General features: G+C 48.6%; 22 protein-coding genes. All 22 read left to right on the top strand.

The features are described 5' to 3' along the window. Positions 1-64 precede the first annotated feature (64 nt). Entirely contained in the window at positions 65-793 is a 729-nt protein-coding gene (gene pyrH / locus WH45_RS15835) for a UMP kinase (protein WP_046215390.1), read from the top strand. Beyond that, entirely contained in the window at positions 793-1,347 is a 555-nt protein-coding gene (gene frr, locus WH45_RS15840) for a ribosome recycling factor (RefSeq protein WP_046215391.1), read from the top strand. The genes pyrH and frr overlap by 1 nt, the downstream gene beginning before the upstream one ends. Before the next feature lie 66 nt (positions 1,348-1,413). Further along, on the top strand, positions 1,414-2,178 hold the full coding sequence (locus WH45_RS15845; protein ID WP_046215392.1) for an isoprenyl transferase: 765 nt from the start codon (positions 1,414-1,416) through the stop codon (positions 2,176-2,178). Between the two features lie 47 nt (positions 2,179-2,225). After that, complete coding sequence (locus WH45_RS15850; protein ID WP_046215393.1) at positions 2,226-3,026, top strand: phosphatidate cytidylyltransferase; 801 nt, start codon at positions 2,226-2,228, stop codon at positions 3,024-3,026. A 40-nt stretch (positions 3,027-3,066) separates the two neighbouring features. Beyond that, positions 3,067-4,218: a 1-deoxy-D-xylulose-5-phosphate reductoisomerase gene (locus WH45_RS15855; RefSeq protein WP_046215394.1), complete on the top strand. Its 1,152-nt coding sequence runs from the start codon at positions 3,067-3,069 to the stop codon at positions 4,216-4,218. Positions 4,219-4,456: 238 nt separating this feature from the next. Next, entirely contained in the window at positions 4,457-5,728 is a 1,272-nt protein-coding gene (gene rseP, locus WH45_RS15860) for an RIP metalloprotease RseP (RefSeq protein WP_046215395.1), read from the top strand. A 359-nt stretch (positions 5,729-6,087) separates the two neighbouring features. After that, entirely contained in the window at positions 6,088-7,545 is a 1,458-nt protein-coding gene (gene proS, locus WH45_RS15865) for a proline--tRNA ligase (protein WP_046215396.1), read from the top strand. 228 nt (positions 7,546-7,773) lie between these two features. After that, positions 7,774-12,051 carry a PolC-type DNA polymerase III gene (locus tag WH45_RS15870; protein WP_046215397.1) on the top strand — a complete coding sequence of 1,426 codons (4,278 nt, stop codon included), beginning with the start codon at positions 7,774-7,776 and terminating at the stop codon, positions 12,049-12,051. Between the two features lie 292 nt (positions 12,052-12,343). After that, positions 12,344-12,805: a ribosome maturation factor RimP gene (rimP, locus tag WH45_RS15875; protein WP_046215398.1), complete on the top strand. Its 462-nt coding sequence runs from the start codon at positions 12,344-12,346 to the stop codon at positions 12,803-12,805. A 35-nt stretch (positions 12,806-12,840) separates the two neighbouring features. Continuing rightward, a complete protein-coding gene (gene nusA / locus WH45_RS15880; RefSeq protein ID WP_046215399.1) occupies positions 12,841-13,938 on the top strand; it encodes a transcription termination factor NusA in 1,098 nt (365 codons plus the stop codon). A gap of 119 nt (positions 13,939-14,057) precedes the next feature. Then, a complete protein-coding gene (gene rnpM, locus WH45_RS15885) occupies positions 14,058-14,366 on the top strand; it encodes an RNase P modulator RnpM (protein ID WP_017813719.1) in 309 nt (102 codons plus the stop codon). Further along, on the top strand, positions 14,359-14,700 hold the full coding sequence (locus WH45_RS15890) for a YlxQ family RNA-binding protein (RefSeq protein ID WP_046215400.1): 342 nt from the start codon (positions 14,359-14,361) through the stop codon (positions 14,698-14,700). Before rnpM ends, WH45_RS15890 begins: the two co-directional genes overlap by 8 nt. Then, on the top strand, positions 14,675-17,212 hold the full coding sequence (infB, locus tag WH45_RS15895; protein ID WP_046215401.1) for a translation initiation factor IF-2: 2,538 nt from the start codon (positions 14,675-14,677) through the stop codon (positions 17,210-17,212). The genes WH45_RS15890 and infB overlap by 26 nt, the downstream gene beginning before the upstream one ends. A 17-nt stretch (positions 17,213-17,229) precedes the next feature. Beyond that, the gene (gene rbfA / locus WH45_RS15900) at positions 17,230-17,592 is read left to right on the top strand and encodes a 30S ribosome-binding factor RbfA (protein WP_046215402.1); all 363 of its coding nucleotides are present in this window, start codon (positions 17,230-17,232) and stop codon (positions 17,590-17,592) included. A gap of 17 nt (positions 17,593-17,609) precedes the next feature. After that, positions 17,610-18,587, top strand: a complete 978-nt coding sequence (locus tag WH45_RS15905) for a DHH family phosphoesterase (RefSeq protein WP_046215403.1) — start codon at positions 17,610-17,612, stop codon at positions 18,585-18,587. After that, entirely contained in the window at positions 18,584-19,537 is a 954-nt protein-coding gene (gene truB / locus WH45_RS15910) for a tRNA pseudouridine(55) synthase TruB (RefSeq protein ID WP_046215404.1), read from the top strand. Before WH45_RS15905 ends, truB begins: the two co-directional genes overlap by 4 nt. 79 nt (positions 19,538-19,616) lie before the next feature. Then, entirely contained in the window at positions 19,617-20,555 is a 939-nt protein-coding gene (locus tag WH45_RS15915) for a bifunctional riboflavin kinase/FAD synthetase (protein ID WP_052723811.1), read from the top strand. 187 nt (positions 20,556-20,742) lie between these two features. After that, entirely contained in the window at positions 20,743-21,012 is a 270-nt protein-coding gene (gene rpsO, locus WH45_RS15920; protein WP_017813726.1) for a 30S ribosomal protein S15, read from the top strand. 177 nt (positions 21,013-21,189) lie between these two features. Continuing rightward, a complete protein-coding gene (gene pnp / locus WH45_RS15925; RefSeq protein ID WP_046215405.1) occupies positions 21,190-23,298 on the top strand; it encodes a polyribonucleotide nucleotidyltransferase in 2,109 nt (702 codons plus the stop codon). 145 nt (positions 23,299-23,443) lie between these two features. Then, positions 23,444-24,697: a M16 family metallopeptidase gene (locus WH45_RS15930; RefSeq protein WP_046215406.1), complete on the top strand. Its 1,254-nt coding sequence runs from the start codon at positions 23,444-23,446 to the stop codon at positions 24,695-24,697. After that, positions 24,681-25,136 carry a dUTP diphosphatase gene (gene dut, locus WH45_RS15935; RefSeq protein WP_046215407.1) on the top strand — a complete coding sequence of 152 codons (456 nt, stop codon included), beginning with the start codon at positions 24,681-24,683 and terminating at the stop codon, positions 25,134-25,136. Before WH45_RS15930 ends, dut begins: the two co-directional genes overlap by 17 nt. 212 nt (positions 25,137-25,348) lie before the next feature. Beyond that, positions 25,349-26,398 carry an aspartate-semialdehyde dehydrogenase gene (locus WH45_RS15940; RefSeq protein WP_046215408.1) on the top strand — a complete coding sequence of 350 codons (1,050 nt, stop codon included), beginning with the start codon at positions 25,349-25,351 and terminating at the stop codon, positions 26,396-26,398. Position 26,399: the final 1 nt, after the last annotated feature.

Genomic DNA, 26,399 nt, shown 5'->3' on the forward strand with positions numbered 1-26,399 from the left:
AAGACATCAAAATAGCCGGTTATACCGCTATCAGAACTAAATTCGCAAAGTGGAGGGTATGAATTTGAATAAGCCTGTATTTAAAAGAGTGGTCTTGAAGGTCAGTGGTGAGTCGCTGTCAGGTATGACGGGGTACGGCATTGAAGCAGACATGATTTCTTCGATCGCAGATCAGATCAAGGAAGTTGTTGAATTGGGCGTGGAGGTAGCAGTAGTGTGCGGCGGCGGTAACATCTGGCGCGGTATTGCAGGCAGTGCGAATGGAATCGACCGTGCAACGGCAGATTACATGGGCATGCTGGCTACTGTAATGAACTCGCTGGCTCTGCAGGATGCATTGGAACAAATTGATGTTCCAACACGTGTACAGACATCGATCGCAATGCAGCAGATCGCTGAGCCATATATCCGTAGAAGAGCTATCCGTCATCTGGAAAAGGGACGTGTCGTCATCTTCGCAGCCGGAACAGGTAATCCATTCTTCTCCACCGATACAACAGCAGCACTTCGTGCAGCCGAGATCGAAGCAGAAGTTATTTTGATGGCTAAAAACAAAGTCGACGGTGTGTACTCGGCAGATCCATTCAAGGACCCGACCGCTGTCAAATTCGAACAACTTACATACATGGAAGTGCTGAATCAGAATCTGGGTGTTATGGATTCGACAGCGTCTTCTCTGTGTATGGATAATAATATCCCGCTAATTGTATTCGCCATTACGGAACAGGGAAATATCAAACGAGTCGTACTCGGTGAGAAGATCGGTACGGTTGTTAAAGGGAGTGTAGATTAATGCCTCAATCGGTTAAAAAAAGTGCAGAAGATCGTATGCAAAAAGCGATTCAAGCTCTGAGCCGTGACCTGGCTACACTGCGCGCCGGACGCGCAACGCCATCCATTCTGGATCGTGTGCAGGTAGAATATTATGGCTCCATGACGCCTCTGAATCAGTTGGCCAACATTAGTACACCGGATTCCCGCACGCTGCTCATTCAGCCTTGGGACAAATCTTCTTTGTCAGACATTGAACGTGCAATCATGAAATCGGATCTTGGATTGACTCCGGCCAACGATGGCAACATCATTCGCCTGTCGATTCCACAGCTGACTGAAGAACGCCGTTCAGAACTGGTAAAGCTGACCAAAAAGTTTGGTGAAGAGTCCAAAGTTGCCATTCGTAACATTCGCCGTGATGCGAATGATGATATCAAAAAGCTGGAAAAAACCGATATCTCTGAAGATGAATCCCGTGGTCATCAGGAAGATGTACAAAAACTGACAGACCGCTTCATCAAGGAAGTCGACAACGTACTGGCTGCGAAAGAAAAAGAGATTATGGAAGTGTAAGAGACTGGCGACCCCTCCGAAATGGTGGGGTTTGTCTCTTTTCACTACTGGCATGGAGGAAAAGTGATGTTCAAGCGTGTTCGCTCGTGGTGGGAAAAAGAAGAGCAACAAAGTTCCGGCGAACTTTCGCAGGAGAATATTCCACAGCATATTGCCATTATTATGGATGGAAATGGACGCTGGGCGAAAAGTTTGGGCATGCCGCGCGTTATCGGGCACCAAAACGGAATGAAAGCTGTAAAGCGTGCCACCATTGCTGCAGATGAACTTGGAGTCAAATATTTGACCATGTATGCTTTCTCGACAGAGAACTGGAAAAGACCCAGAGAAGAAGTGGATTTTCTAATGAAGCTTCCGGGGGAATTTGTAGCTACAGAGCTCGAAGAACTGGTTGAGAAAAATGTACAGGTCCGATTAATGGGAGATAAGAGTGTACTGCCTTCCTTTACACTGGAACCGCTGGAAAAAGCAATCCGTGATACTCAGCACAATACAGGGCTGGTATTAACATTTGCCATGAACTATGGCAGCCGGGTTGAAATCACGGAAGGTGTAAAAAAAATGGTGGAAGCTGTCCAAAACGGTGTGATGTCTGTGGAGGATATCAATCCCGATACATTCGGTACCGTGCTGCAATCGTCAGATCTGCCCGATCCTGATCTGCTGATCCGTACCAGTGGAGAACTTCGGCTGAGCAATTTTATGCTCTGGCAGCTGGCTTACAGTGAATTGTGGTTTACACCGATTTACTGGCCGGAATTTGGCAAAGAACATATGATTGAAGCAGTAGCAGAATATCAGCGCAGAATACGGAGGTATGGCGGTCTCTAGGTTGTACCGGCGAACGCTCTGTACGTTGTTCGGATGGAGGATGGATTGTGAAAGAGCGGATAATCACTGGTATCATAGCTGCAGCGGTTTATGTTAGCTTTTGCCTGCTTGGTGGCTACGCATATCAGGGCTTGATACTGGCAATGGCTCTAATTGGATATTATGAATTTGTAACCATGACAAAGGCGGCTCCATTCGGAGCACCGGCGGTGATCGGCTACATTAGTGTCGCGTATATGCTCTTTCCCTGGACACTAATGAATCTGACACCGCCATTGTCCGTTGATCACAGTCTATGGATCGCAATGCTGTTGTTGCTGTCCATTACTGTTATATCCAAGAATCGTCTGGATATTAAACAAATGGCACTTCTGTTCATTGGAGCCTTTTATATAGGTGCAGGTTTTGCTTATATTGCATATACACGTCAGGCACCGGATGGCCATGGCTTATATTGGACATTTATGCTGCTGGCGTCCATCTGGGCGAGCGATATTGGCGCATATTTTACAGGGAAAGCGCTGGGCAAACGCAAGCTCTGGCCTTCGATCAGTCCGAACAAGACCATTGAAGGCGCAGTTGGCGGTATATTTTTTGCGATTGTGGTGGCCGTCGTCTTTTCGGTAATGTCACCGATGCTGTGCCCGCTGTGGACTGCCATTCTGATCGGTGTAGCCGCATCCATCATCGGACAGATGGGCGATCTGATTCAATCCGCATACAAGCGTATTTACGGGATCAAGGATTCCGGGAAAATACTGCCTGGGCACGGAGGGATTCTGGATCGATGCGACAGCTGGCTGATGGTCTTTCCTTTTGTGCATATTTTAATGTTAATGCCTTATTGATAGTAACAATATAGTAAATGAAGAGCAGACGGAGGACGCAATGAAAAAGATAGCAATTCTCGGTTCAACCGGTTCGATTGGTACCCAGACGCTGGACGTAGTACGTGCTCATCCCGAAGCCTTTCAGGTAGAAGGGATAGCGGCAGGTACCAATACAGAGTTGGTGGTGCAGCAGGCGAATGAATTCAAGCCGAAAATTGTGTCTGTAGCTACCCAGGAGCTGGCAGAACAGATTTGTCATCAGCTTCCCGCCGGTACCAAGATTTATTCCGGTGAAGAGGGGCTGATCGAGGTGGCTGCAGGCACTGAGGCGGATACTGTCGTCACTGCTGTAATGGGCAGTATGGGTCTGCCATCCACCCTAGCAGCTATCGAAGCGGGCAAGACGATCGGACTGGCGAACAAAGAAACACTCGTGACCGCAGGACATCTGGTTACCGAGCGTGCCCGTCAAAAAGGAGTACAGCTGCTTCCGATTGACAGTGAGCATTCGGCATTGTTCCAGTCTCTGAATGGGGAACCGCGTGAGCGAATCGCTCAACTGACACTGACCGCTTCAGGTGGTTCATTCCGCAATCGCACACGTGCAGAGCTGCAGAATGTAACGGTGGCAGATGCACTCAAGCATCCGAACTGGTCGATGGGAGCCAAGATTACGATTGACTCCGCCAGTATGGCGAACAAAGGGCTTGAAGTGATCGAAGCCCACTGGTTATTTGATATGCCCTACGATCAGATTTCGGTTCTTCTGCACCCGGAGAGCATTATTCATTCTTTTGTGGAATTTGTGGATACGAGCATTATTGCCCAGCTGGGTAACCCGGATATGAGAGTGCCTATTCAGTATGCACTAACTTATCCCGATCGTCAGCCTTCGCCATCACCTCGACTGTCTCTGGCTCAGGTCGGACAGCTGAACTTCAAGGAAATGGACTATGAGCGCTTCCCTTGCCTGCGTATGGCGTTTGAAGCAGGTCGTCTGGGCGGAACAGCTCCCACTGTATTTAACGCGGCTAATGAAGTGGCAGTGGCCCGATTCCTTAATGGAGAGATTGCTTTCCTGGCGATTGAGGATATCATTGCCGATGCGCTGGAGAATCATCAGACAACGGCGAATCCGGAACTGGAAGTCATTCAGGCCGTGGATCAGGAGACCCGGAGACGGGCAATGGCTTTTTCCACAAACAGCTGATAGCTGTCGATTAATTGCAGCTTGCATGTTTTTTGATGGGCAAAAGGCTGTGGCATTAGATCAGAACGTTAGCAATCTGGGGATGGAGGTTCACCAGTATAATAGACCAAACCTCCATTTTCCAATTAAAGTAATTTGTTACATTGTCTTCGCCAGCTATGCTTGTATATAGCCTTACAGAAGTGATAATCTAATAGTAAGACCTTCGGTCGCAAGCATAAAAGGAGGATTTGGCAATTTGGAGACACTTCAACGAATTATTATGATTGTACTCATGTTTTTTACGATCGTGACTGTGCATGAGTGGGGACACTATTTCTTTGCCAAGCGTGCCGGTGTACTGGTGCGGGAATTTGCGATAGGATTTGGCCCCAAGCTTTTTTCATATAAAAGAAATGAAACGGTGTTCACGCTTCGTCTGCTGCCATTCGGTGGCTATGCCCGTATGGCCGGTGAAGACCCGGAACTGGCAGAGATTCAGCCAGGTCAGACAATCGCAGTACGGACATCGGACAATCTGGTCAAGACCATTTTTGTCGATCAGCTGGATAACCGCAAAAATGTAATTCGCGGTGAAGTGCAGTCCATCGATCTGGTCGACGATCTGAAGATTGTTATGGATGTGGATGGCGAAATGCAGACATTTGCTGTTCATCCACAGGCGATGATGATGGCGAGAGGACAGGAGATTCAGATTGCACCTCGCAACCGTCACTTTAACAGCGCATCGGTCGGCAAACGTGCACTGTCCATTTTTGCAGGTCCAGCCATGAACTTTATTTTGGCAATTATACTTTGTCTGGTCTATGTACGTATGGTTGGTGTGCCTGCGGAAAATCCAAGAGGTCTTGAACTTACACAGGTCATGGCTAATGGAGCGGCAGATGAAGCGGGACTACAAAAAGGCGATCTGGTAGAAAAGATTAATGGAGCACCGGTTGGAAGCAATCCGCAGACACTAGTCAAACTCGTGCAGGAATCGCCAAACAAACCAATGCAGTGGGTGATTGAACGGGATGGTCAGGAACAGACCATTACAGTTACGCCCAAACTGGATGCAAGCAACATTGGTAAAGTTGGAGTTATCCCAAATGTAGAGGCTCGCAGTGCAACCATTGGAGAAACCTTCAAATATGCCGGTCAATCCTTTGTGGATATGAGCGGACTTATTCTGGAAGGTCTCAAGAGATTGATTTTCGGACAATTTGAACTGGATCAACTGGCTGGACCGGTAGGTACGATTCAAGCGACAAATGATGTAGCTAAAATGGGCTTGGAACAGATGATCCGCTGGACAGCGATTATCAGTATCAACCTTGGAATTTTCAACCTGCTTCCGATTCCGGCACTGGATGGCAGTCGTCTGATCTTCATCTTTGTAGAATGGATTCGCCGTAAACCGCTGGATCCGGGTAAGGAAGGTCTTGTACATGTTATCGGATTCGCTATGCTGTTCCTGCTGATGATTGCAGTAACGTATAACGATATCTTGAGGCTGATCCGCGGATAATGGAAAAGAAGCAGCAAGCAGAACAATTTGTGAAATGACTTGTTAATTTAACAGGTTCAGGATACTATTTGTTTGATGGTTTATTGATCTGTTCCATACAGATCCATACAAGCAGCAGAGAGAAGCAGAAGAGTCGAACAGAAATGCAGCTGTACGCTTTGAAGCCCTTCAGGCGGATTGCATTTCATCACTCTTGTGCTTCTTTGTCTGAAAGGGTTCAACAAGTTCCGGCAATCGTGCTACAATAGATGAAAATATGTTGGTGAGCGCTGCCTGAATAGTCGATTTCGTCTATGATCCGGCAGCCGGACAGCCTGCTCATTTAAATACTGGTTACTTACAGGAGGATATCCATTTTTATGTCGAACGAAAAGCAGGATAAACAATTTGTAACAGAAATTACTCCACAGAGCGAAGATTTCTCGCGTTGGTATATCGACGTGATCAAGAAAGCCGAACTGATGGATTATTCCCCGGTTCGCGGATGTATCGTCTTCCGTCCGGACGGTTATGAGATCTGGGAGCACATCCAGCAGGATCTGGATCGTCGTTTCAAAGAAACCGGTCATCGTAATGCCTACTTCCCGCTCTTTATCCCGGAGAGCTTTTTTGAGAAAGAAAAAGAACACGTTGAAGGCTTCAACCCGGAACTGCCTTGGGTAACCGAAGCTGGTGGCGATCCGCTGGAAGAACGTCTGGCGATTCGTCCAACTTCCGAAACCATGTTTGGCCATATGTATTCCAAATGGATTCAATCCTACCGCGATCTGCCTGTAATGATCAATCAATGGGCGAACGTAGTACGCTGGGAGAAGCGCACACTGCCATTCCTGCGTACAAGTGAATTCCTGTGGCAGGAAGGTCATACCGCTCATGAAACCCAGGATGAAGCAATGGAAGAAACGATGCGCATGCTGGATGTATATACGGAGTTTGTTCAGGACTTCCTGGCTATCCCTGTAATCAAAGGACAAAAGAGCCCTTCGGAGAAGTTTGCCGGCGCCAAAGCTACATACTCCATCGAAGCGATGATGAAAGATGGACGTGCTGTACAGGCAGGTACTTCCCACTATATGGGAACCAATTTTGCGGAAGCTTTTGATATCCAGTTCCTGAGCCGTGAAAATACACAGGAATATGCGCATACCACTTCATGGGGTGTAAGTACACGTCTGATCGGTGCGCTGATCATGGTACACGGTGATGACCGCGGTCTGGCACTGCCGCCAAAAGTAGCACCGAAGCAGGTTATGATCATTCCGATTGGACCTCCCAAAACACGTGATCTGGTCGTTGGTCGTGCCGATGAGCTGTTCGCTGAACTGAAAAAAGCAGGCGTACGCGTTGGTATCGATGATCGTGCAGATGTACGTCCAGGCTGGAAATTCAACGAATACGAAATGCGTGGTATTCCGGTACGTCTGGAAGTGGGTCCTCGTGATATCGAGAACGGTGTATGTGTGCTTGTCTCCCGTATTAGCGGCGAGAAGAAACAGGTACCTCTGGAAAACATCGTTGCCGAAGTACAAGCTATGCTGGATCAGGTACAAGAGGAAATGTATGCCCGTGCACTGGCATTCCGTGAAGAGAACATGCATGTGATCGATACACTGGATGAGATGAAAGCGATCATGGAAGAAAAACGTGGATTCTTTATCGCCGGATGGGATGGCACGGAAGAGACCGAGCGCCAAGTCAAAGAAGAGACAGGCGCAACGATCCGTAACATTCCGTTCCAGCTGGATGTGCAGAAGGATAAATGTCTGGTAACCGGACAGCCTGCCAAGCACACCGTTGTGTTTGCACGTGCATATTGATTTTTGATTTACTGTTCAGAATAATATAATTATCCGAAATATATCGTATGCCTGGTGGTTACATGTGAACCAGTTATACAGAAGCATGACATCAAGCAGGCAAGCTTCCGGAGAGCGGAGTAGACGTCAGTCTGGCACCGACTTTAACGGGAGCTTGCCACTTTTTTGAAGGGGGACCTCATAAGCGTGAGCGCTAGCGGAGAGAAAAGACAACGTTTCGAGCTGTTAATGAAGCAGGCGCAGGTGCCTGCCGGATTGATGGAGCCCTATTTTGCAGACGGAGCGATTGAGCAGGTAGAAATCAGCCGCAGCAACAAGGAATGGAAGCTGACGATTAGTAAAGAGACGCTTATTCCTTCACCGACCTATCGTACCTTTTGCAAACATATACAGGACAAAATGAGCCATATTGCCAAAATCAAGTTCCTGTTCCGGTATAGTGATCATATTGATCATGTGCAGATTGTAGAAGAATATTGGAGCCTTTTCCTGGAATGGGTACAACGTCAGATCCCATCGGTTAACGGCTGGATGACCCGTGCCAAGTTTGCACTGAACGGGGATGTACTGACACTGACAATGAGTGATCAGATGGCTATGGAATTGGCCAAGAAAAAGCAGATTGACCAGGCGATTGTACGCTTTTATGAAGATTATTTCGGTCTTCAGCTGCGGATCAAGGTAGAAGTGGGCGAGAACACGACTGAAGCGGTTCAGGCTTTCCATGAACAGCGCCGTCAGGAAGAACTGCAGGAGATTGAACGCATCATGACCAGCATGGAATCCGAGCTGGAAGAAGAAGTGGATGAAGATGGCGAGCCGGTACGTCTCCAGGTCGGTTATGAGATCAAGGAGCAGGCAGTGCCGCTGCAGGATCTTCAGGATGAAGAGAAAAAGATTACGGTTCAGGGTACCATTTTCGGACTGGAAAGCAAGGAACTGCGTAATGGCAGCACCCTGTTTACATTCTTCCTGACCGACTTTACCGATTCCCTGCAGATGAAGATGTTTGCCAAAAACAAGGAAGATCTGAAAGTGATGAGCCTGCTGGCTAACGGCAAATGGGTGAAAGCACGCGGCCGGGTGGAATATGACCGGTTTATGCAGATTCCGGAACTGGCGATGATTCCTTCTGATCTGAATGAAATCAAGGCCCCTCCCGGACGCAAAGATGATGCGGAGGAAAAGCGGGTAGAGTTCCACTTGCATACAACAATGAGCACGATGGATGCCGTCACACCGATTGACCAGTATGTAAAAACAGCTGCCGCATGGGGGCACTCAGCGATTGCCGTTACCGATCATGGTGGTGTACAGTGCTATCCCGAAGCAGCCAAAGCAGCCAAAAAGCACGGTGTCAAAGTACTGTATGGATTGGAAGCCAACGTCATTAATGACTCGGTCGCCATCGTACTCGAGCCGCAGCCGATTGAACTCAAAGATGCGACCTATATCGTATTCGATATCGAGACCACGGGTCTGTCGATCACACAAAACAAGATTATCGAGATTGCCGCTGTCAAAATGCAGGATGGCAAGGAGCTGGACCGGTATGCTACATTTGTCGATCCGCATGAACGGATACCGTACAATATCCAGCAGCTGACCAATATTACCGACGAGATGGTTCGTGGAGCTCCAGAAATTGATCAGGTGATCCGTGAATTTGTTGCTTTTGCCGGTGATGGCATTCTGGTCGCGCACAACGCACGATTCGATATTGGCTTTATCCAGGCTACACTGAAAAATCATGATCTGCCGGAAATGAAAAATCCGGTGCTGGATACACTGGAACTGGCAAGACTGCTTCACCCGAAAATGAAAAACCACCGTCTGAATACACTGGCGGATAAATATAAAGTATCTCTGGAAAGCCATCACCGTGCGATTGACGATACGATTGCCCTGGGAGGCATTTTGTTCGGATTGCTCAAGGATGCGGAACAGGAGCGCCGTTTAACCCGGCTGGATCGTCTGAATGAATTTGTCGGTCAGGATCTGTCCAATGCCCGTCCATTCCACTGCACGATCTATGCACTCAATGAAAAAGGCAAAAAGAATCTGTTTAAGCTGATTTCCCTGTCGCACACCGAATACTTTAAACGTGTGCCGCGTATTCCCAAGTCCGTATTAACCGAATACCGCGAAGGCATACTTGTCATGTCCGGCTGTGAGAAAGGCGAATTCTTTGAAGCGGTGTTGAATAAAACCGTGGAGGAAGCGGAAGAAGTGGCCCAGTTCTACGATGTGCTGGAGATTCAGCCCATGACCATGTACATGCATCTGGTGGATAAAGGTCTGGTCGGCAGTCCACGCGAGATTGAGACCGCACTGACTAAAGTGTGCGAGATCGGTGACCGCCTGAACAAGCCGGTTGTAGCGACAGGCAATGTACATTATCTGGAGCCACGTCAGAAGCTGTTCCGGGATATTACGATCAACGGCATTACCGGCTTTAGTCCGCTCAAGGATCAGCGCAAGCCGGATGCGCATCTGCGTACAACAAGTGAGATGCTGGAAGAGTTTACTTTCCTCGGCGAAGACAAAGCTTATGAAGTGGTCGTCACCAACACCCAGGCGCTGGCAGAACGATTCGAGGACTTCCCGTTGTTCCCGGACAAGCTGTTTACGCCACTACTGGACGGAGCCGATGAAGAAATACGCAATACCTGTTATGAGACGGCCAAGTCCATTTACGGCGAAGATCTGCCGGAAGTCGTTATTGCCCGTCTGGAAAAAGAGCTGGAGCCGATTATCAAATACGGATTCTCTGCCAACTATCTGATTTCCGAGAAGCTGGTTAAAAAGTCCAACCAGGACGGTTATCTGGTCGGTTCGCGGGGATCGGTAGGTTCGTCGGTCGTAGCGACATTCCTCGGTATATCTGAGGTTAATCCGCTGCCTGCCCATTATATCTGTATCAATTCGGAATGCCGGCATAGCGAATGGTTCCTCGACGGCAGCGTACCGAGCGGATTCGACCTTCCCGAGAAAGACTGCCCGCAATGCGGCGGCAAACTCAAAGGCGAAGGTCAGGATATCCCGTTTGAGACGTTTCTTGGTTTCAAAGGGGATAAGGTTCCCGATATTGACTTGAACTTCTCCGGCGATTACCAGCCCAAGGCGCATAATTATACCAAAGTGCTGTTTGGAGAAGAGAACGTATTTCGTGCCGGAACAATCGGTACGGTCGCCGAGAAGACAGCGTATGGATTTGCCAAGAAATATGAAGAACTGCACCAGAAAAAATGGCGCGGTGCCGAATTGAACCGTCTTGCATCGGGGTGTACGGGCGTCAAGCGCAGTACCGGTCAGCATCCCGGCGGTATCGTAGTTGTACCGGATTACATCGATGTAGAGGATGTTACACCGGTACAATACCCGGCAGATGATGTAAATGCCGAGTGGAAAACAACACACTTTGACTATCACGCGTTTGAGGCGAATCTGCTCAAACTGGATATTCTGGGTCATGATGATCCGACGATGATGCGGATGCTGCAGGATCTGACCGGTGTAGACCCAACGACCATTCCGATGAACGATCCGAAGGTTATGAGCATGTTTAACTCGACGGAAGCACTGGGCATTTCGCCGCAGCAGCTGCGCAGTCCGGTAGCGACATATGGTGTACCGGAGATGGGGACCAAGTTCGTTCGGCAGATGCTCGTGGAATCACAGCCGTCTTCCTTTGCCGATTTACTCCAGATCTCGGGTCTGTCACACGGAACCGGCGTATGGCTCGGCAACGCACAGGAACTGATCAAGAACAACACATGTACGATCAAGACCGTTATCGGCTGTCGTGATGATATTATGCTGTTCCTGATTTACAAAGCGGGCATGGATGCCGGTCTGGCCTTCAAAATTACGGAGAGTGTGCGTAAAGGTAAAGGTCTGACACCGGAATGGATCGATGAGATGAAGAAATGCAAGGTGCCGCAGTGGTACATTGATTCCTGTCTCAAAATCCAGTATATGTTCCCGAAAGCCCACGCCTCTGCCTATGTTATCTCGGCAGTGCGTACGGCTTACTTCAAATTGTATTATCCGATTGAATACTATGCGACCTACTTTACCGTTCGGGTAGAGGATTTTGATATCGATCTGTGCTGCAAAGGTTACGAAGCGATCTATCGCAAGATTGAAGAGATTGAGCAGATGGGCTTCCAGGCACCGCCAAAGGAAAAGAACATGCTGCCAGCACTCGAAATGGCGCTGGAAATGACAGCCCGCGGGTTCTCGTTCAAACCGATTGATCTGTATCGTTCGGATGCCACTTCCTTTATTGTGGATGATAAAAGCCTTCTGCCGCCGTTCTCTGCGGTACAGGGTATCGGGGACAATGCGGCACGTAATATCGCCGCATCCCGTGAGCATGGAGAGTTCCTGTCGATCGAGGATTTCCAGCAGAAATCAAAGGCCACCAAGACGATCGTGGAGCTGATGACACAGATGGGCTGCTTCCGCGGTCTGCCTGAGAGTAATCAGCTGTCTCTTTTCTAAAGGGTTGCACCCTATCAAATGTGGTCAAGGCGTTTCACTTGTCACTAATGCAGGATTATGATATAATTTTAAGGAGCTAAGAAAGAAATAACCGTCCTGTAAAGAGTGGGGAAACCCACTCTTTACTGTTTGGTATGAGGTTGTTGAATAAAGGTATACGGTATAGCCTATGGAAAAGATCGAACCGAAAGATTCTTATTTGGTTCGATTTTCTTTAAGATGCAGCAGTTATACGCCATTCGGCAGCGCTCATTTGAATAAGGGATTCTGAGGCGATGGAGGGTTGGATTGTTTGAGTACACCAAAGATTAAAACGACCGTCGAGGAAATGGTACAGCCATTTTTGGAGGAACATGGGTTTGAGCTGGTCGATGTGGAATATGTAAAAGAAGGTAAGAACTGGTTTCTCCGCGTATTTGTGGACAAAGAAGGCGGCATTGATATCGATGATTGCGGCCGGGTTAGTGAGTATTTAAGTGAGCAGCTGGATGCCAATGATCCGATCAAAGATCCTTACTTTCTGGAAGTTTCCTCACCGGGAGCTGAACGTCCTCTCAAAAAAGAGTCGGATGTTCTCAAAGCAGTCGGAAAAGACGTATTTGTAACAACATATGAACCAGTGGATGGGTCCAAGGAATTTGAAGGACGGTTGCTCTCCTTTGATAATGAAGACATGCTCATTGAAGCGGGCAAGAAACGTTACACTATTCCATATGAAAAAGTAGCCAGCGCCAGACTGGCAATCATTTTTTAAAACGGTAGTTTTTTGAAAGGGGGATCTTGAAAGCCATGAGTATGGATTTTATTGAAGCAATGAATGAGCTGGAACGCGAAAAGGGGATCAGCAAGGATATTTTATTCGAAGCGATCGAAGCGGCACTTATTTCCAGTTACAAGCGCAATTTCAATACTGCGCAAAACGTGCGGGTCGATATGAACCGCAACACCGGGGCGATCAAAGTCTTTGCCCGTAAAATGGTCGTGGAAGAAGTACTGGATGAGCGCACTGAGATTTCGGTTGCTTCCGCTCGTGAGATTAACCCGCACTTCCAGCTGGAAGACGTAGCAGAGATCGAAGTCACTCCACGTGATTTCGGACGTATTGCTGCGCAAACTGCGAAGCAGGTTGTTACACAGCGTATCCGTGAAGCTGAACGCGGACTCATTTATAATGCTTTTATTGATAAAGAAGAAGATATCGTCACCGGTATTGTACAGCGCCAGGATGCACGTAACATTTACGTTGATCTGGGTAAAGTAGAAGCTGTACTGCCTTTGACCGAATTGATGCCGAATGAGAAGTTCAATATGAACGAGCGTATCAAAGGCTACATCACCAAAGTGGAAAACACGACCAAAGGACCTCAGATTGTACTTTCACGTACACATCCTGGTCTGCTGAAACGTCTGTTTGAGCTGGAAGTGCCAGAAATTTTTGATGGCGTAGTAGAGATCCGCTCGGTGGCTCGTGAAGCCGGCTTCCGTTCCAAAATCGCAGTGTATTCCCGTAATACGGAAGTCGATCCTGTCGGTTCCTGTGTAGGTCCTCGCGGCATACGCGTACAGACTATCGTCGGTGAACTGCGCGGCGAGAAGATCGATATCGTCCGTTATTCGGAGAGTGTGGAAGAATACGTAGCCAACGCGTTGAGCCCTTCTAAAGTACTTGAAGTTCAAGTGTTCGAGGAAGAGAAGATGGCCCGCGTCATTGTACCGGATTACCAGCTTTCCCTGGCAATCGGTATCAAAGGTCAGAATGCGCGCCTTGCCGCCAAACTGACTGGCTGGAAAATCGACATCAAGAGCGAGACACAGGCAGAAGAAGAATTTGGACGTCCGAGAGAAATGGGCGAAGAAATGCATCAGGATTCCGTATCGGTTGACTAACCTTTCCCATTACTTGCAGGATTGGACTCTCTTACAGGCCGCTGTTTGCCGTGGCCGTTCTGATGTGTGTGCATGATGGCAATCGGGAGAGTTCATAAGTTTGAAGGGGGATGGTACCATTGAAGACCAAAAAGATACCGCTGCGCAAATGTGTCGCTTGCCAGCAAATGATGCCTAAGAAAACGCTGGTTCGCATCGTACGTACACCGGAAGAAACGGTGGAGATTGATTTGACCGGTAAGAAATCGGGTCGTGGCGCCTATGTATGCGGCAATATGGCCTGCTTTCAGCTGGCACAGAAGAGTCGTGCGTTTGACCGCGCACTCAAAGTGCCGGTAAGTCCGGAAATATATGAACGGCTTGCCAGCGAGTTTAGCAGCGTAGAAAGCAATTTCAGTTCAGTGCAGGAGAGAGACGCTAATGAATAACGAATTATCCCTACTCGGTCTTGCAATGCGGGCTGGTAAAGTATTATCCGGGGACGAACTCGTGCTCAAAGCGATTCGTTCCGGCGACGCTTCACTTGTCGTCCTGGCCGGGGATGCCTCAGCCAACACGCAAAAGAAATTCCGTGATAAGTGCAGTAGTTACCAGATCCCTCTGCTCATCGGTTACGATCGTGATCAGCTGGGAACAAGCATCGGAAAGGATGGCCGTGTCGTGCTGGCATTGACCGACAACGGGTTCGCCAAGCTTCTCCGCAAACGAATAGGGGATTCGTCGGAGGTGGAATATATTGAGCACACAGGAGCAGAAGGATAAACTGAGAGTTTATGAATATGCGAAATCTCTCAATATGAGCAGCAAAGAAATCATTACGATCTTGAAAAAACTGAATGTACCGGTCAACAATCATATGAGCGTCATGGAAAATGACGCTGTCACCAAAGTCGAAGGTTTTTTTAAAAATATTAAATCCAGTGCTGCGGATAACCAAAGTACTGGACAGTCAACAATAGCGGACGCTTCTTCGACGTCACGCGAAAAAAATAGACAGGAAAAGCAGGTAGGTATGGATATAAAAAATCAGAACAACTCAACCAATGGGAATAATAGGTCCCAAAGCGGTACAAGCAGTAACCGCTCTAACTCGTCGTCAAGTCAACAAGGTAACCGTAGTGCACAAGGCGGATCTTCATCCGGCCAACAGGGCAACCGCAGTTCACAGGGTGGAACTTCCACCGGTCAACAGGGTAATCGCAGTACTACAGGTGGCACTCGCCAGCCTAGCAGTGCAGCTGCCCGTCCTCAATCCAGCAGCAGTTCACAGAACCGTCAGCCTTCCGGCCAGGTAAGAACTGCCCAAAGCGGTGGAACAGGATCAAGTTCCAACTCCGGTGGTAACCGTGGCAGCAGTGGCGGCGGTAACCGCAGCAACAATAACCGCGGCGGCAGTGGCGGTGGCGGCGGACGTTTCGATAACAACCGTGGTGGCGGTGGTAACCGTAACGGTCGTGGCGGCAAAGGCCGTGGCGGACGTAACCAGAACTACAACCAGCCTCCGCGCGAGAAAATCGACAACACGCCTAAGAAAATCATCGTTCGTGGTGAGATGACGGTTGGCGAAACAGCCAAACTACTGCACAAGGATGCTTCCGAAGTTATCAAGAAGCTGATCAGCAGCGGCGTTATGGCTACAATCAACCAGGAGCTTGATCTGGATACGATCCAGCTGCTTGCTGATGATTATGGCGTAGAAGTTGAAGTGAAAATCGCAGTGGAAGATGATCGTTTCGAGACAGTGGAAGAAGTCGATGAAGAAGCAGATCTGAAAGCACGTCCACCGGTTGTTACTATTATGGGTCACGTCGATCACGGTAAAACCACTTTGCTGGATGCCATTCGTTCCACGAACGTAACAGGCGGCGAAGCAGGCGGTATTACTCAACATATCGGCGCATACCAGGTAGAAATTAATAAGAAAAAAATTACTTTCCTGGATACACCGGGTCACGAAGCGTTTACCGCTATGCGTGCTCGTGGTGCACAGGTGACGGATATTACAATCATCGTGGTTGCGGCGGATGATGGCGTTATGCCACAGACGGTAGAGGCGATTAACCATGCCAAAGCGGCAGGTCTGCCAATTATCGTGGCTGTCAACAAAATCGATAAGCCGGGTGCGAATCCGGATAAAGTAAAACAGGAACTCACCGAGTATGAACTCGTACCGGAAGAGTGGGGTGGAGACACCATCTTCGTTAATGTATCTGCCAAGCAGCGTACAGGTCTCGAAGAACTGCTGGAAATGATCCTGCTGATCGCTGAAGTGAACGACTACAAAGCGAACCCGGACAAGCGTGCCCGTGGTGCAGTCATTGAAGCCGAGCTGGATAAAGGACGCGGTCCGGTAGCTCGTATTCTCGTACAGCATGGTACCCTCAAAGTCGGAGATGCTTTTGTTGCAGGTAACTGTTTCGGACGTATCCGTGCGATGGTAAATGATAAGGGACGCCGCCTCAAAGAAGCAGGTCCTTCCACACCGGTCGAAATTACCGGTCTGACGGAAGTGCCACAGGCAGGCGATCCGTTCATGGTATTTGAAGATGAGCGCAAAGCACGTTCGATTGCTGACAAACGTGCGATTACACATCGTCAGTCCGAGCTGGGCGCCAATACACGCGTCACGCTGGATGATCTGTTCCAACATATCAAAGACGGTGAAATCAAAGACCTGAACGTCATCATCAAAGGTGATGTACAGGGTTCCGTAGAGGCTCTCAAAGGCTCTCTGGAAAAAATCGAAGTGGAAGGCGTACGCGTCAAAATTATCCACCGCGGTGTAGGTGCAATCAACGAGTCCGATATTATCCTGGCCGCAGCTTCCAATGCGATCGTTATCGGCTTTAACGTACGTCCTGACGTACAGGCGAAGCAAACTTCCGAGCAGGAAAAAGTAGATATCCGTCTGCATCGCGTTATCTACAGTGCAATTGAAGAGATTGAGCAGGCTATGAAAGGTATGCTCGATCCGGAATACAAAGAAGTGGTTATTGGACATGCAGAAGTCCGCAGCACATTCAAAATCAGCAGAGTTGGTACAATTGCAGGTTGTATGGTTACTTCCGGCAAAATCACCCGTTCTGCAGAGACCCGCCTGATCCGTGACGGCATCGTTGTCTTTGAGGGCAAGATCGATTCCCTCAAACGTTTCAAAGATGACGCCAAAGAAGTGGCACAGGGTTACGAGTGTGGTATTACGCTGGATGGCTACAATGATCTCAAAGAAGGCGACGTTATCGAAGCCTTTATCATGGAAGCTGTAGAGCGCTAATCGCGAGGTGAAAAAGAATGGCTAAGATCAGAACAGGACGAGTAGGCGAACAGATCAAAAAAGAACTGAGTCTGCTCATCCAAAATGAACTCAAAGATCCGCGTATCGGTTTTGTGACCGTTACCGGTGTAGATGTTACCAATGATCTCTCCCAGGCTGAGGTTTACCTCAGCGTACTGGGTGATGATGAACAAAAACAAGGTTCTCTGAAAGGAATCGAAAAAGCATCCGGGTTCCTGCGCTCCGAAATCGGCAAGCGCATCCGGTTGCGTCATACACCGGAACTGATTTTCAAAATTGATGAGTCCATTGCCTACGGCAATCGGATTGACCAGTTGATCAATCAGATCCACCGTAATGAAGATTCTTCCAAAGAGTAACTTCAAAGGAGACGGCAATGCAGACCTATGAACAAGCGCTTCTGGATGCGAAAGCATTCGTTGAGGAGCACGATGATTTTCTGGTGGTTTCGCATGTTCAGCCGGACGGAGACGCAGTCAGTTCCACTGTAGCAGTGGGCTGGCTTCTGTCTTGTCTGGGCAAAAAATTCACACTGGTCAATGAAGGTCCGATTCCGAAGCGTATGAATTACCTTACGCTATCGGACCAAATCATCAACCAGCTGTCCGATGGTGGACAACGTGAATATCAGAACATAATCTGCGTCGACTGTGCAGACTTTAAGCGTGTAGGCTTAGTAAAAGAATGGATGGCAGAATCCGCCACTATTCTAAACATAGATCATCATCCAACCAATGACGGATTTGGCACAGTCAATGTGATCAAACCGGATGCTGCAGCTACAGCTGAAGTGCTGTATGACTGGATTAATTGCTTTGATGTCGAATGGACGAGCGAAGCGGCAGAAGCGATCTATACAGGCTTGCTGACCGATACAGGCGGTTTCCGCTATTCCAGCACTTCTCCCAAGGTAATGGAGATTGCTTCCCGGCTGCTGGAGTTGGGAGTCAATGGTCCCGAGCTGGCAGAGACATTATTGGAGGAAGTAACCCTGGCGCAGGTCAAAGTGCTGGCACTTGCCTTATCCACCCTGGAACTGACTGCTGACGGCAAGATTGCCTATGTGCACGTAACGCCTGAGCATATGATCCAATCGGGAGCCGAGAACGAGGATCTCGAAGGAATTGTTAACTTTACCCGGAATATTCAGGGCGTCGAAGTTGGCATTTTCTTCAAAGTAATCAACGCCAACGCGGTAAAAGCAAGTATGCGTTCTGCCGGTAAAGTGGATGTGGCAGCCATTGCCCAGCATTTTGACGGCGGCGGGCATATCAAAGCAGCAGGCTGCAGACTTGAAGGCAGTCTGAATGAAGTCATTGAAAAAGTAGTGCAGCGGGTGAAGGAGTCCTTATGAATCAGTTTGACGGAGTACTGGCGGTACACAAGCCGGCAGGATTTACTTCCCATGATGTAGTAGCCAAAGTTCGCCGTCTGGTACGGATGAAGCGTATCGGTCATACCGGTACACTTGATCCGGCCGTCACCGGCGTATTACCGCTATGTCTGGGGCGTTCTACGCGTATCGTGGAATATTTGCAGGAAATGCCCAAAGAGTATGAGGCAACGCTGCGCTTTGGCATAGCTACCGATACAGAAGATCTTACCGGTGAGATTATCGAGCAGGTAGACGAAGTACAGCTAACCGAGGAGCAGGTGCATACGGCTTTGCAGAGCATGATCGGCACGATCTCGCAGGTGCCGCCCATGTATTCCGCTGTCAAAGTGGATGGCAAGCGTCTGTATGAGCTGGCTCGTGAAGGCAAGACTGTGGAACGCAAGGCACGGGAAGTGACCATTTACAGTCTGGAAATGACAGGCTGGAAACCGGGCACGCATCCGGAAGTCTCGTTCCGTGTGCTCTGTTCCAAAGGTACGTACATCCGTACACTATGTGTCGATGTAGGACGCGCTCTTCATGTCCCTTCTACGATGGTGGAGCTGGTGCGTACCCAGTCGGCAGGAATCCGGCTGGATCAATGTCTGACCTTTGAACAGATCGAAGCGCTTATGGAGACCGGCGAACTGGAGCAGCATCTGATCCCGGCGGATCAGGCGATGTCCGGCTTGCCTTCATTTACGGTTGATGAAGCGCTATACCGTTCGACGCTGCAGGGTAAAAAGATTGATAAGCGTTATATCCACCCTGTGGAGGATGCTTCTGCAACTGTAACGAATCAGCAGCTGGACAAAGGCAGTATAGGCTTGTTCAAGCTGTATGGTCCGGAAGAGATATTTATCGGAATTTTCCGTGAGGATGAGCAGACTGGGCAGATTGCACCGGTAAAGGTGTTTTTGCCTGCATAGCCTATCCATATCTTCATGGGTTACAATACAGACAGCAGCGCTGAAATGAACTAATTGCGGAAATGCAGGTGATATCATAGTGAATATCGTAAGGTTATCCTATCCCTGGGCAGAGGGCGGCAGACCTCATTCGAACCATCGCCAGGTTATGGCTATTGGTCAGTTTGACGGGCTGCATCTTGGACATACGAGTGTGATTGAGCACGGAATCCGTCTGGCCAGAAGCCTTGGCATAGCAGCCTCGGTAATGACTTTCAATCCGAATCCCAAGGAAATTCTGGGCAAGGGAGATTATGAAGGTTATCTGACGCCGCTGTCCATCAAGGAAGAGATTTTACGTAACATGGGTGTGGATACACTGTATGTTGCTCAATTCAATCATGCTTTCTCGACGGTAACGCCGGAGCAGTTCTACTATGAAATGCTGCGTCCTCTACAGGTGCATACGGCAGTGGTAGGATTCGACTTCCATTTTGGACATAAGGGAGCAGGCAATCCGGAGCTTCTCCGGGAGCTAGGACAGGAATCCCTGCAGGTGGACACCGTGCCTGCTTTTCAGCTGGAAGGAACCAAAGTCAGCAGTACAGCGATCCGCCGCGCACTGCGTGAAGGTGATGCAGCCACAGCAGCCCGTCTGCTCGGTCGTCCCTATCAGATCCGCGGCAAAGTAATCGATGGCGACAAGCGGGGCCGTACGATCGGTTTCCCGACGGCCAATCTGGAGCTCAATGAGAAATATGTAGTGCCCAAATCCGGGGTCTATGCGGTACGGGTAATGGCAGAAGGAGCTTGGCGTATCGGTGTAATGAATATTGGCTACAAGCCTACCTTCCAGACCGGAGAGACGCGTCCCAGCTTTGAAGCGCATATTTTTGATTACCAGGGAGATCTCTATGGTCAGCAGCTGGCCGTAGAATTGATCGATTATATTCGTCCGGAGCAGAAGTTCGGATCGATTGATGAACTGGTCGCCCAGATCGGACGCGATGCCGAAGAGGCGAGAAAACGGCTGGTCTGACACCTTGCCGGACACCTGCAATAAATTTGCAGTACAACATTGATATTCATGATCAGGTTGTGCTATACTGGTTAACGTTGCTGTTTCAAGTAAACAGTCAACACAACCTTAGCTTGGTTACTCGAGTCTCACCGCCGATAACGAGGCTAATGGCGATTATTATGAAAATTCTAAGGAGGTGAATAGGATGGCATTAACTCAAGAACGTAAACAACAGCTGATCGAAGAGTACAGAACTCATGAGTCCGATACAGGATCTCCAGAGGTACAAGTCGCTATCCTGACTGAAAACATCGTTAACCTGCAGGATCATTTCCGCAGCCACAAAAAGGATCATCATTCCCGTCGTGGTCTTCTGAAAATGGTAGGTCAACGTCGTAAGCTTCTGGCTTACCTCAAGAAAACCGATGTTAGACGTTACAGTGCGCTGATCGAAAGACTCGGCCTGCGTCGCTAAAACTAAAGCAATTCCAAAGCAGCCTGGTTGTTCAGCCGTATGGTCTTTTCGGAGCCAACGGCAACGGCCGGGTTGCTTTTTGTAAGTACACATATTTTAGATTACTGATTATCATTTCCGGCAGGAATTGGGATTTGATTATAGAATAGTGATGATGACCTAAAAAGGAGGAATTTCATGGAACAGCGAGTTGAAATGCAGCTCGGAGGCAGAACTCTGACACTGGAAACGGGCCGTTTGGCTAAACAGGCAAATGGAGCCGTAATGGTACGCTACGGAGACACCGCAGTGCTTTGTACAGTAACAGCCTCCTCTGAACCCAAAGATCTGGACTTTTTCCCGTTAACTGTAAACTACGAGGAAAAATTGTACGCTGTAGGTAAGATTCCAGGTGGATTCATCAAACGTGAAGGCAGACCAAGCGAGAAAGCCATTCTGGCGAGCCGTCTGACTGACCGTCCGATTCGTCCATTGTTCCCGGAGGGCTTCCGTAACGATGTACAGGTAGCCAACTACGTAATGAGCGTAGAGCAGGATTGCGAGCCTCAGATCGCTGCAATGATCGGTACTTCCGCAGCGCTCAGCATTTCGGATGTTCCGTTTGACGGACCGATTGGCGGCGTAGCTGTAGGTCGTGTGGATGGCGAATTCGTCGTTAATCCTACACAGGCACAGCAGGAAGTAAGCGAAATGTACCTGGTTGTTGCCGGTACCAAAGATGCGATCATGATGGTAGAAGCGGAAGCCAACGAGCTGCCGGAAGATATCATGCTGGAAGCAATCATGTTTGGTCATAATGAGATCCAAAATATCATTGCAACGATCGAGGAACTGGTAAAAGCTGTCGGCAAACCGAAAATGGCAGTGAAACTGCATACGGTAGACAGCGACGTAAATGCAGCTGTGCGTGAATTCGCATCTGCACGTCTGGTCGATGCGCTGAAAATCGCTGAAAAACAGGCACGTCAGGAAGCAATCGACAAAGTAAATGACGAAGCAGTTGCTCACTTTGAAGAGCAATATGCCGAAACACCGGATCTGATGGACGATGTCAAAGAAGTTCTTCATGATATTGTCAAAGAAGAAGTTCGTCGTCTGATCACTCATGACAAAGTACGTCCGGATGGACGTCGTCTGGAAGAGATTCGCCCGATCGAATGTGATGTAAAAATGCTGCCTAGAACGCACGGTTCAGGTCTGTTTACACGTGGACAGACACAGGTACTGAGCATTTGTACATTGGGTGCACTTGGTGATGTACAGATTCTGGACGGTATTGCACCGGAAGAATCCAAGCGTTTCATGCATCATTACAATTTTCCGCCATTCAGCGTAGGGGAAGCACGTCCACTGCGTCCACCAGGCCGCCGCGAAATCGGTCACGGTGCACTGGGTGAGCGCGCATTGTCCAAAGTAATTCCTTCCGAGAAGGAATTCCCGTACACGATTCGTGTCGTATCCGAAGTTCTGGAATCCAATGGTTCTACATCCCAGGCAAGTATCTGTGCAAGCACACTGGCGATGATGGATGCAGGTGTGCCGATCAAAGCGCCGGTAGCCGGTATTGCCATGGGTCTGATCAAGGATCAGGATCATGTATCGATTCTGAGCGATATTCAGGGGATGGAAGATCACCTCGGCGATATGGACTTCAAAGTAGCCGGTACGGCTGAAGGCGTTACTGCCATTCAGATGGATATCAAAATCAACGGTATCGACCGTGCGATTCTGTCCGAAGCACTGTCCCAGGCTCGTGAAGGACGTCTGCATATCCTCGGCAAAATGAATGAAATCATGGATAAGCCAAGAACAAGCCTGTCCGCTTATGCTCCGAAAATCGTTATCATTAATATTAACCCGGATAAGATCCGTGATGTTATTGGACCCGGCGGCAAAATCATCAACAAAATCATTGATGAAACCGGCGTGAAAATTGATATCGAGCAGGATGGTCGCGTCTTTATCGGTTCTTCCGATGAGGAAATGATCCAGAAAGCACAAACCATGATCGAAAATCTGGTTCGTGAAGTGAAAGTCGGCGAGACCTATCTGGGCAAAGTAAAACGAATCGAGAAATTTGGCGCATTCGTGGAAATCCTGCCGGGTAAAGATGGTCTGGTACACATTTCTCAGCTCTCTACAGAGCGCGTAGCCAAGGTGGAAGACGTTATAGCCATTGGAGATATGATTACCGTTAAAGTTACGGAAATCGATAACCAGGGCCGTGTGAACCTGTCACGTAAAGTACTGCTAACAGCAGACGCGTCTGAAAAATCCAATTCCTGATTTGTTCTTTATTCCAATCGCATCTGAATAGTATTAACCAAAAGAGTCAGAATTTCTTCTGTCTCTTTTTTTCATTCCATCGTGTTGAGTCAACACTCATATTCTGTTAGGATAGGAATGCATTTATGAAACGGGAGGTCCGCCTATGGAACGGGTACAACTGAACAATGGTCTTCGAATCGTTATGGAAAAAATGCCTACCTTCCGTTCTGTCACATTTGGTATCTGGATCAAAACCGGATCACGCAATGAAAGTCTGGTGACGAATGGAATTTCGCATTTTATTGAACATATGCTGTTCAAAGGCACCAAGCGTTATGACGCTAAACGGATTGCCGAAATTTTTGATGGTATTGGCGGCAACGTAAACGCCTTTACGAGCAAGGAATATACTTGTTTTTATGCCAAAGTGCTGGATGAACATCTGGAGATTGCCTTGGATATTTTATCCGATATGTTTTTCTATTCCCTGCTGGATCCGAATGAACTGGCCAAGGAGAAAAATGTCATTCTGGAGGAAATCTCCATGTATGAAGATGACCCGGATGATCTTGTGCATGATCTGGTCACCATGGCTTCCTATGGTAATCATCCGCTGGCCTATCCGATCCTCGGTACCGAAGATCGCCTGAAGCCGATGGGACCGGATCAGCTGCGTCTGTTTATGAAGGATCGTTATACGATAGAAAATACGGTAATCAGTATTGCCGGCAATATTGACGATAGTGTCGTGCCACTGCTGGACAAGTATTTTGGTGACTTTGATGTGCATGGTCCGGAACCGATCGTAACGGCACCGGTGTTCAAAGGCGATGTTATTTTCCGCAAGAAAAAAACGGAGCAAAATCACATCTGCATGAACTTCCCGGGTGGTAAAATAGATGATCCGAGATACTATGCGATGGTATTGCTCAACAATGCGCTTGGTGGAGGCATGAGCTCCCGACTTTTCCAGGAAATTCGTGAAAAGCGCGGACTCGCTTACTCCGTATATTCCTATTATACGGCGCATGCAGACAGCGGTTTGTTTACCATTTATGCAGGAACCGCACCAAAGCAGACAGGCGATGTGTTTGAACTGACCCATGCGTTGCTGCAGGATCTCAAGCAGAACGGGCTCACTGCAGAAGAGCTGGAGCAGGGCAAGCAGCAGCTCAAAGGCAGCCTGATCCTCAGTCTGGAAAGCACAAGCAGCATTATGAACCGTCTCGGCAAAAACGAAATTATGCTGCGCAAGCATAATACGGTTGATGAGACCATCCAATATATCGAAGAAGTGACGATGGAAGATATCCGTTCGGTCATTGACGATATGTTCGCTGAACCGTATGCTCTGGCAATGGTTGGCGGATCGGATAAAAGCATTGCACATGTAAGGAGAGATGAACTTGTCCATTAAGGTAGAAATCAAGACCCTCCCTGGAAGCGAAGGACTGGAACTTCCACGGAGAATGTCGGAACTGGCTTCCGGTTATGATCTGTATGCATCGGTGACCGAACCGATGACACTGGAGCCTGGAAGCCGTGCGCTGGTACCAACAGGCATCGCCCTGGCCATGCCAGCCGGTCTGGAAGCACAGATTCGTCCTCGCAGCGGACTGGCATACAAGCACGGCATTACCTGTCTGAACACACCGGGCACGATCGATGCGGATTATCGCGGCGAGATCAAGGTACTGCTCATTAATCTGGGGCAGGAACCTTTTGTGATCAACCGTGGTGAACGAGTGGCACAGATGGTATTCCAGACTGTGCCGGATACCGATCTGATTCAGGTTGAAGAATTATCAGAGACGGTGCGTGGAGCAGGTGGATTCGGACACACAGGAACGAAGTAATACTTTATTGTGTTAAATTCATTTTTGCGAAACAGTTGAAAGATATAACAGGGAATGATATCATTTCTACAATTATTGCAGGATACTGAAATTATATTCCGGCGCAAGCCGGCCAGGGTCTGCGGTGGTCTGTATAAGGGCCGCCGTTTGTGTCTTTGATCAGGTCTTGTTGTACATAGACCCTGGAATACCAAAGGGGAGAGAGATGCTAGATGTCTAATCAATTCTTTAATGTGGCTGTCGTTGGTGCGACAGGAGCAGTAGGACAACAAATCGTAAGATTGCTTGAAGAGCGGGATTTCCCGGTGAAGACACTGAAGCTGCTGTCTTCCGCGCGTTCTGCCGGTAAAAAGGTAACTTTTAAAGGCCAGGAAGTAACTGTGGAAGAAGCGACCCCGGACAGCTTTGCAGGGATCGATATCGCCCTGTTCAGTGCGGGTGGTGACATTAGTAAGGCACTGGCACCACATGCTGTACGTCATGGTGCAGTATGTATCGACAATACCAATGCCTACCGTATGGACCCGGATACCCCTCTGATCGTGCCGGAAGTCAATGCAGATCGCATCGCCGACCACAAGGGAATTATCGCTAATCCGAACTGTTCCACCATTCAGATGGTAGCTGCTCTGAAGCCGCTTTATGACCGCTATGGAATCGAACGCATTATTGCATCCACCTATCAGGCGGTATCCGGAGCAGGCAATCAGGCGATTGAAGAATTGAAGCGTCAAAGCAAATCTATACTGGATAATGAAACTGTCGAACCGGATATTCTGCCAGTCGGTTCACTACCGGTCAAGCATCAGATTGCTTTCAATGCCATCCCGCAGATTGATAAATTTCAGGACAACGGCTATACACTGGAAGAAATGAAAATGGTACGGGAAACGAAGAAGATCATGGAGGACGAATCGATCAAAGTCACAACGACATGCGTACGCATTCCCGTTGTTTATGGTCATTCCGAGTCCGTCTATGTGGAACTCAAGCAGGACTTTGATCTGGACGAAGTGAAACAGCTTCTTCAGAATGCGCCGGGAGTGACTCTTGTTGACGATCCATCTAACCAGGCTTACCCTCTGGCCACCGAAGCAGCCGGCAAAAACGACGTATTCGTCGGCCGCCTGCGTCGTGATCTGGGAGATGAGCGTGGTCTAAACATGTGGATCGTCTCGGATAATCTTCTCAAAGGTGCAGCATGGAACGCTGTGCAAATCGCCGAGATCATTGCAGCAAAAACAGCAGCAGTTAGCAGCTAAC

The sequence above is a fragment of the Paenibacillus wulumuqiensis genome (assembly GCF_000971965.1).
In the GTDB taxonomy this organism is placed as follows: Bacteria; Bacillota; Bacilli; order Paenibacillales; family Paenibacillaceae; genus Saccharibacillus; species Saccharibacillus wulumuqiensis.

What these genes read in the sequence shown, in the direction of transcription:
- WH45_RS15940 (WP_046215408.1), top strand. Translation starts at nt 25,349, where the DNA reads ATGTCTAATCAATTCTTTAATGTGGCTGTCGTTGGTGCGACAGGAGCA.
- rbfA (WP_046215402.1), top strand. Translation starts at nt 17,230, where the DNA reads ATGGCTAAGATCAGAACAGGACGAGTAGGCGAACAGATCAAAAAAGAA.
- truB (WP_046215404.1), top strand. Translation starts at nt 18,584, where the DNA reads ATGAATCAGTTTGACGGAGTACTGGCGGTACACAAGCCGGCAGGATTT.
- WH45_RS15905 (WP_046215403.1), top strand. Translation starts at nt 17,610, where the DNA reads ATGCAGACCTATGAACAAGCGCTTCTGGATGCGAAAGCATTCGTTGAG.
- frr (WP_046215391.1), top strand. Translation starts at nt 793, where the DNA reads ATGCCTCAATCGGTTAAAAAAAGTGCAGAAGATCGTATGCAAAAAGCG.
- WH45_RS15845 (WP_046215392.1), top strand. Translation starts at nt 1,414, where the DNA reads ATGTTCAAGCGTGTTCGCTCGTGGTGGGAAAAAGAAGAGCAACAAAGT.
- WH45_RS15890 (WP_046215400.1), top strand. Translation starts at nt 14,359, where the DNA reads ATGAATAACGAATTATCCCTACTCGGTCTTGCAATGCGGGCTGGTAAA.
- WH45_RS15855 (WP_046215394.1), top strand. Translation starts at nt 3,067, where the DNA reads ATGAAAAAGATAGCAATTCTCGGTTCAACCGGTTCGATTGGTACCCAG.
- nusA (WP_046215399.1), top strand. Translation starts at nt 12,841, where the DNA reads ATGAGTATGGATTTTATTGAAGCAATGAATGAGCTGGAACGCGAAAAG.
- pnp (WP_046215405.1), top strand. Translation starts at nt 21,190, where the DNA reads ATGGAACAGCGAGTTGAAATGCAGCTCGGAGGCAGAACTCTGACACTG.
- WH45_RS15870 (WP_046215397.1), top strand. Translation starts at nt 7,774, where the DNA reads ATGAAGCAGGCGCAGGTGCCTGCCGGATTGATGGAGCCCTATTTTGCA.
- WH45_RS15930 (WP_046215406.1), top strand. Translation starts at nt 23,444, where the DNA reads ATGGAACGGGTACAACTGAACAATGGTCTTCGAATCGTTATGGAAAAA.
- dut (WP_046215407.1), top strand. Translation starts at nt 24,681, where the DNA reads ATGAACTTGTCCATTAAGGTAGAAATCAAGACCCTCCCTGGAAGCGAA.
- rpsO (WP_017813726.1), top strand. Translation starts at nt 20,743, where the DNA reads ATGGCATTAACTCAAGAACGTAAACAACAGCTGATCGAAGAGTACAGA.
- proS (WP_046215396.1), top strand. Translation starts at nt 6,088, where the DNA reads ATGTCGAACGAAAAGCAGGATAAACAATTTGTAACAGAAATTACTCCA.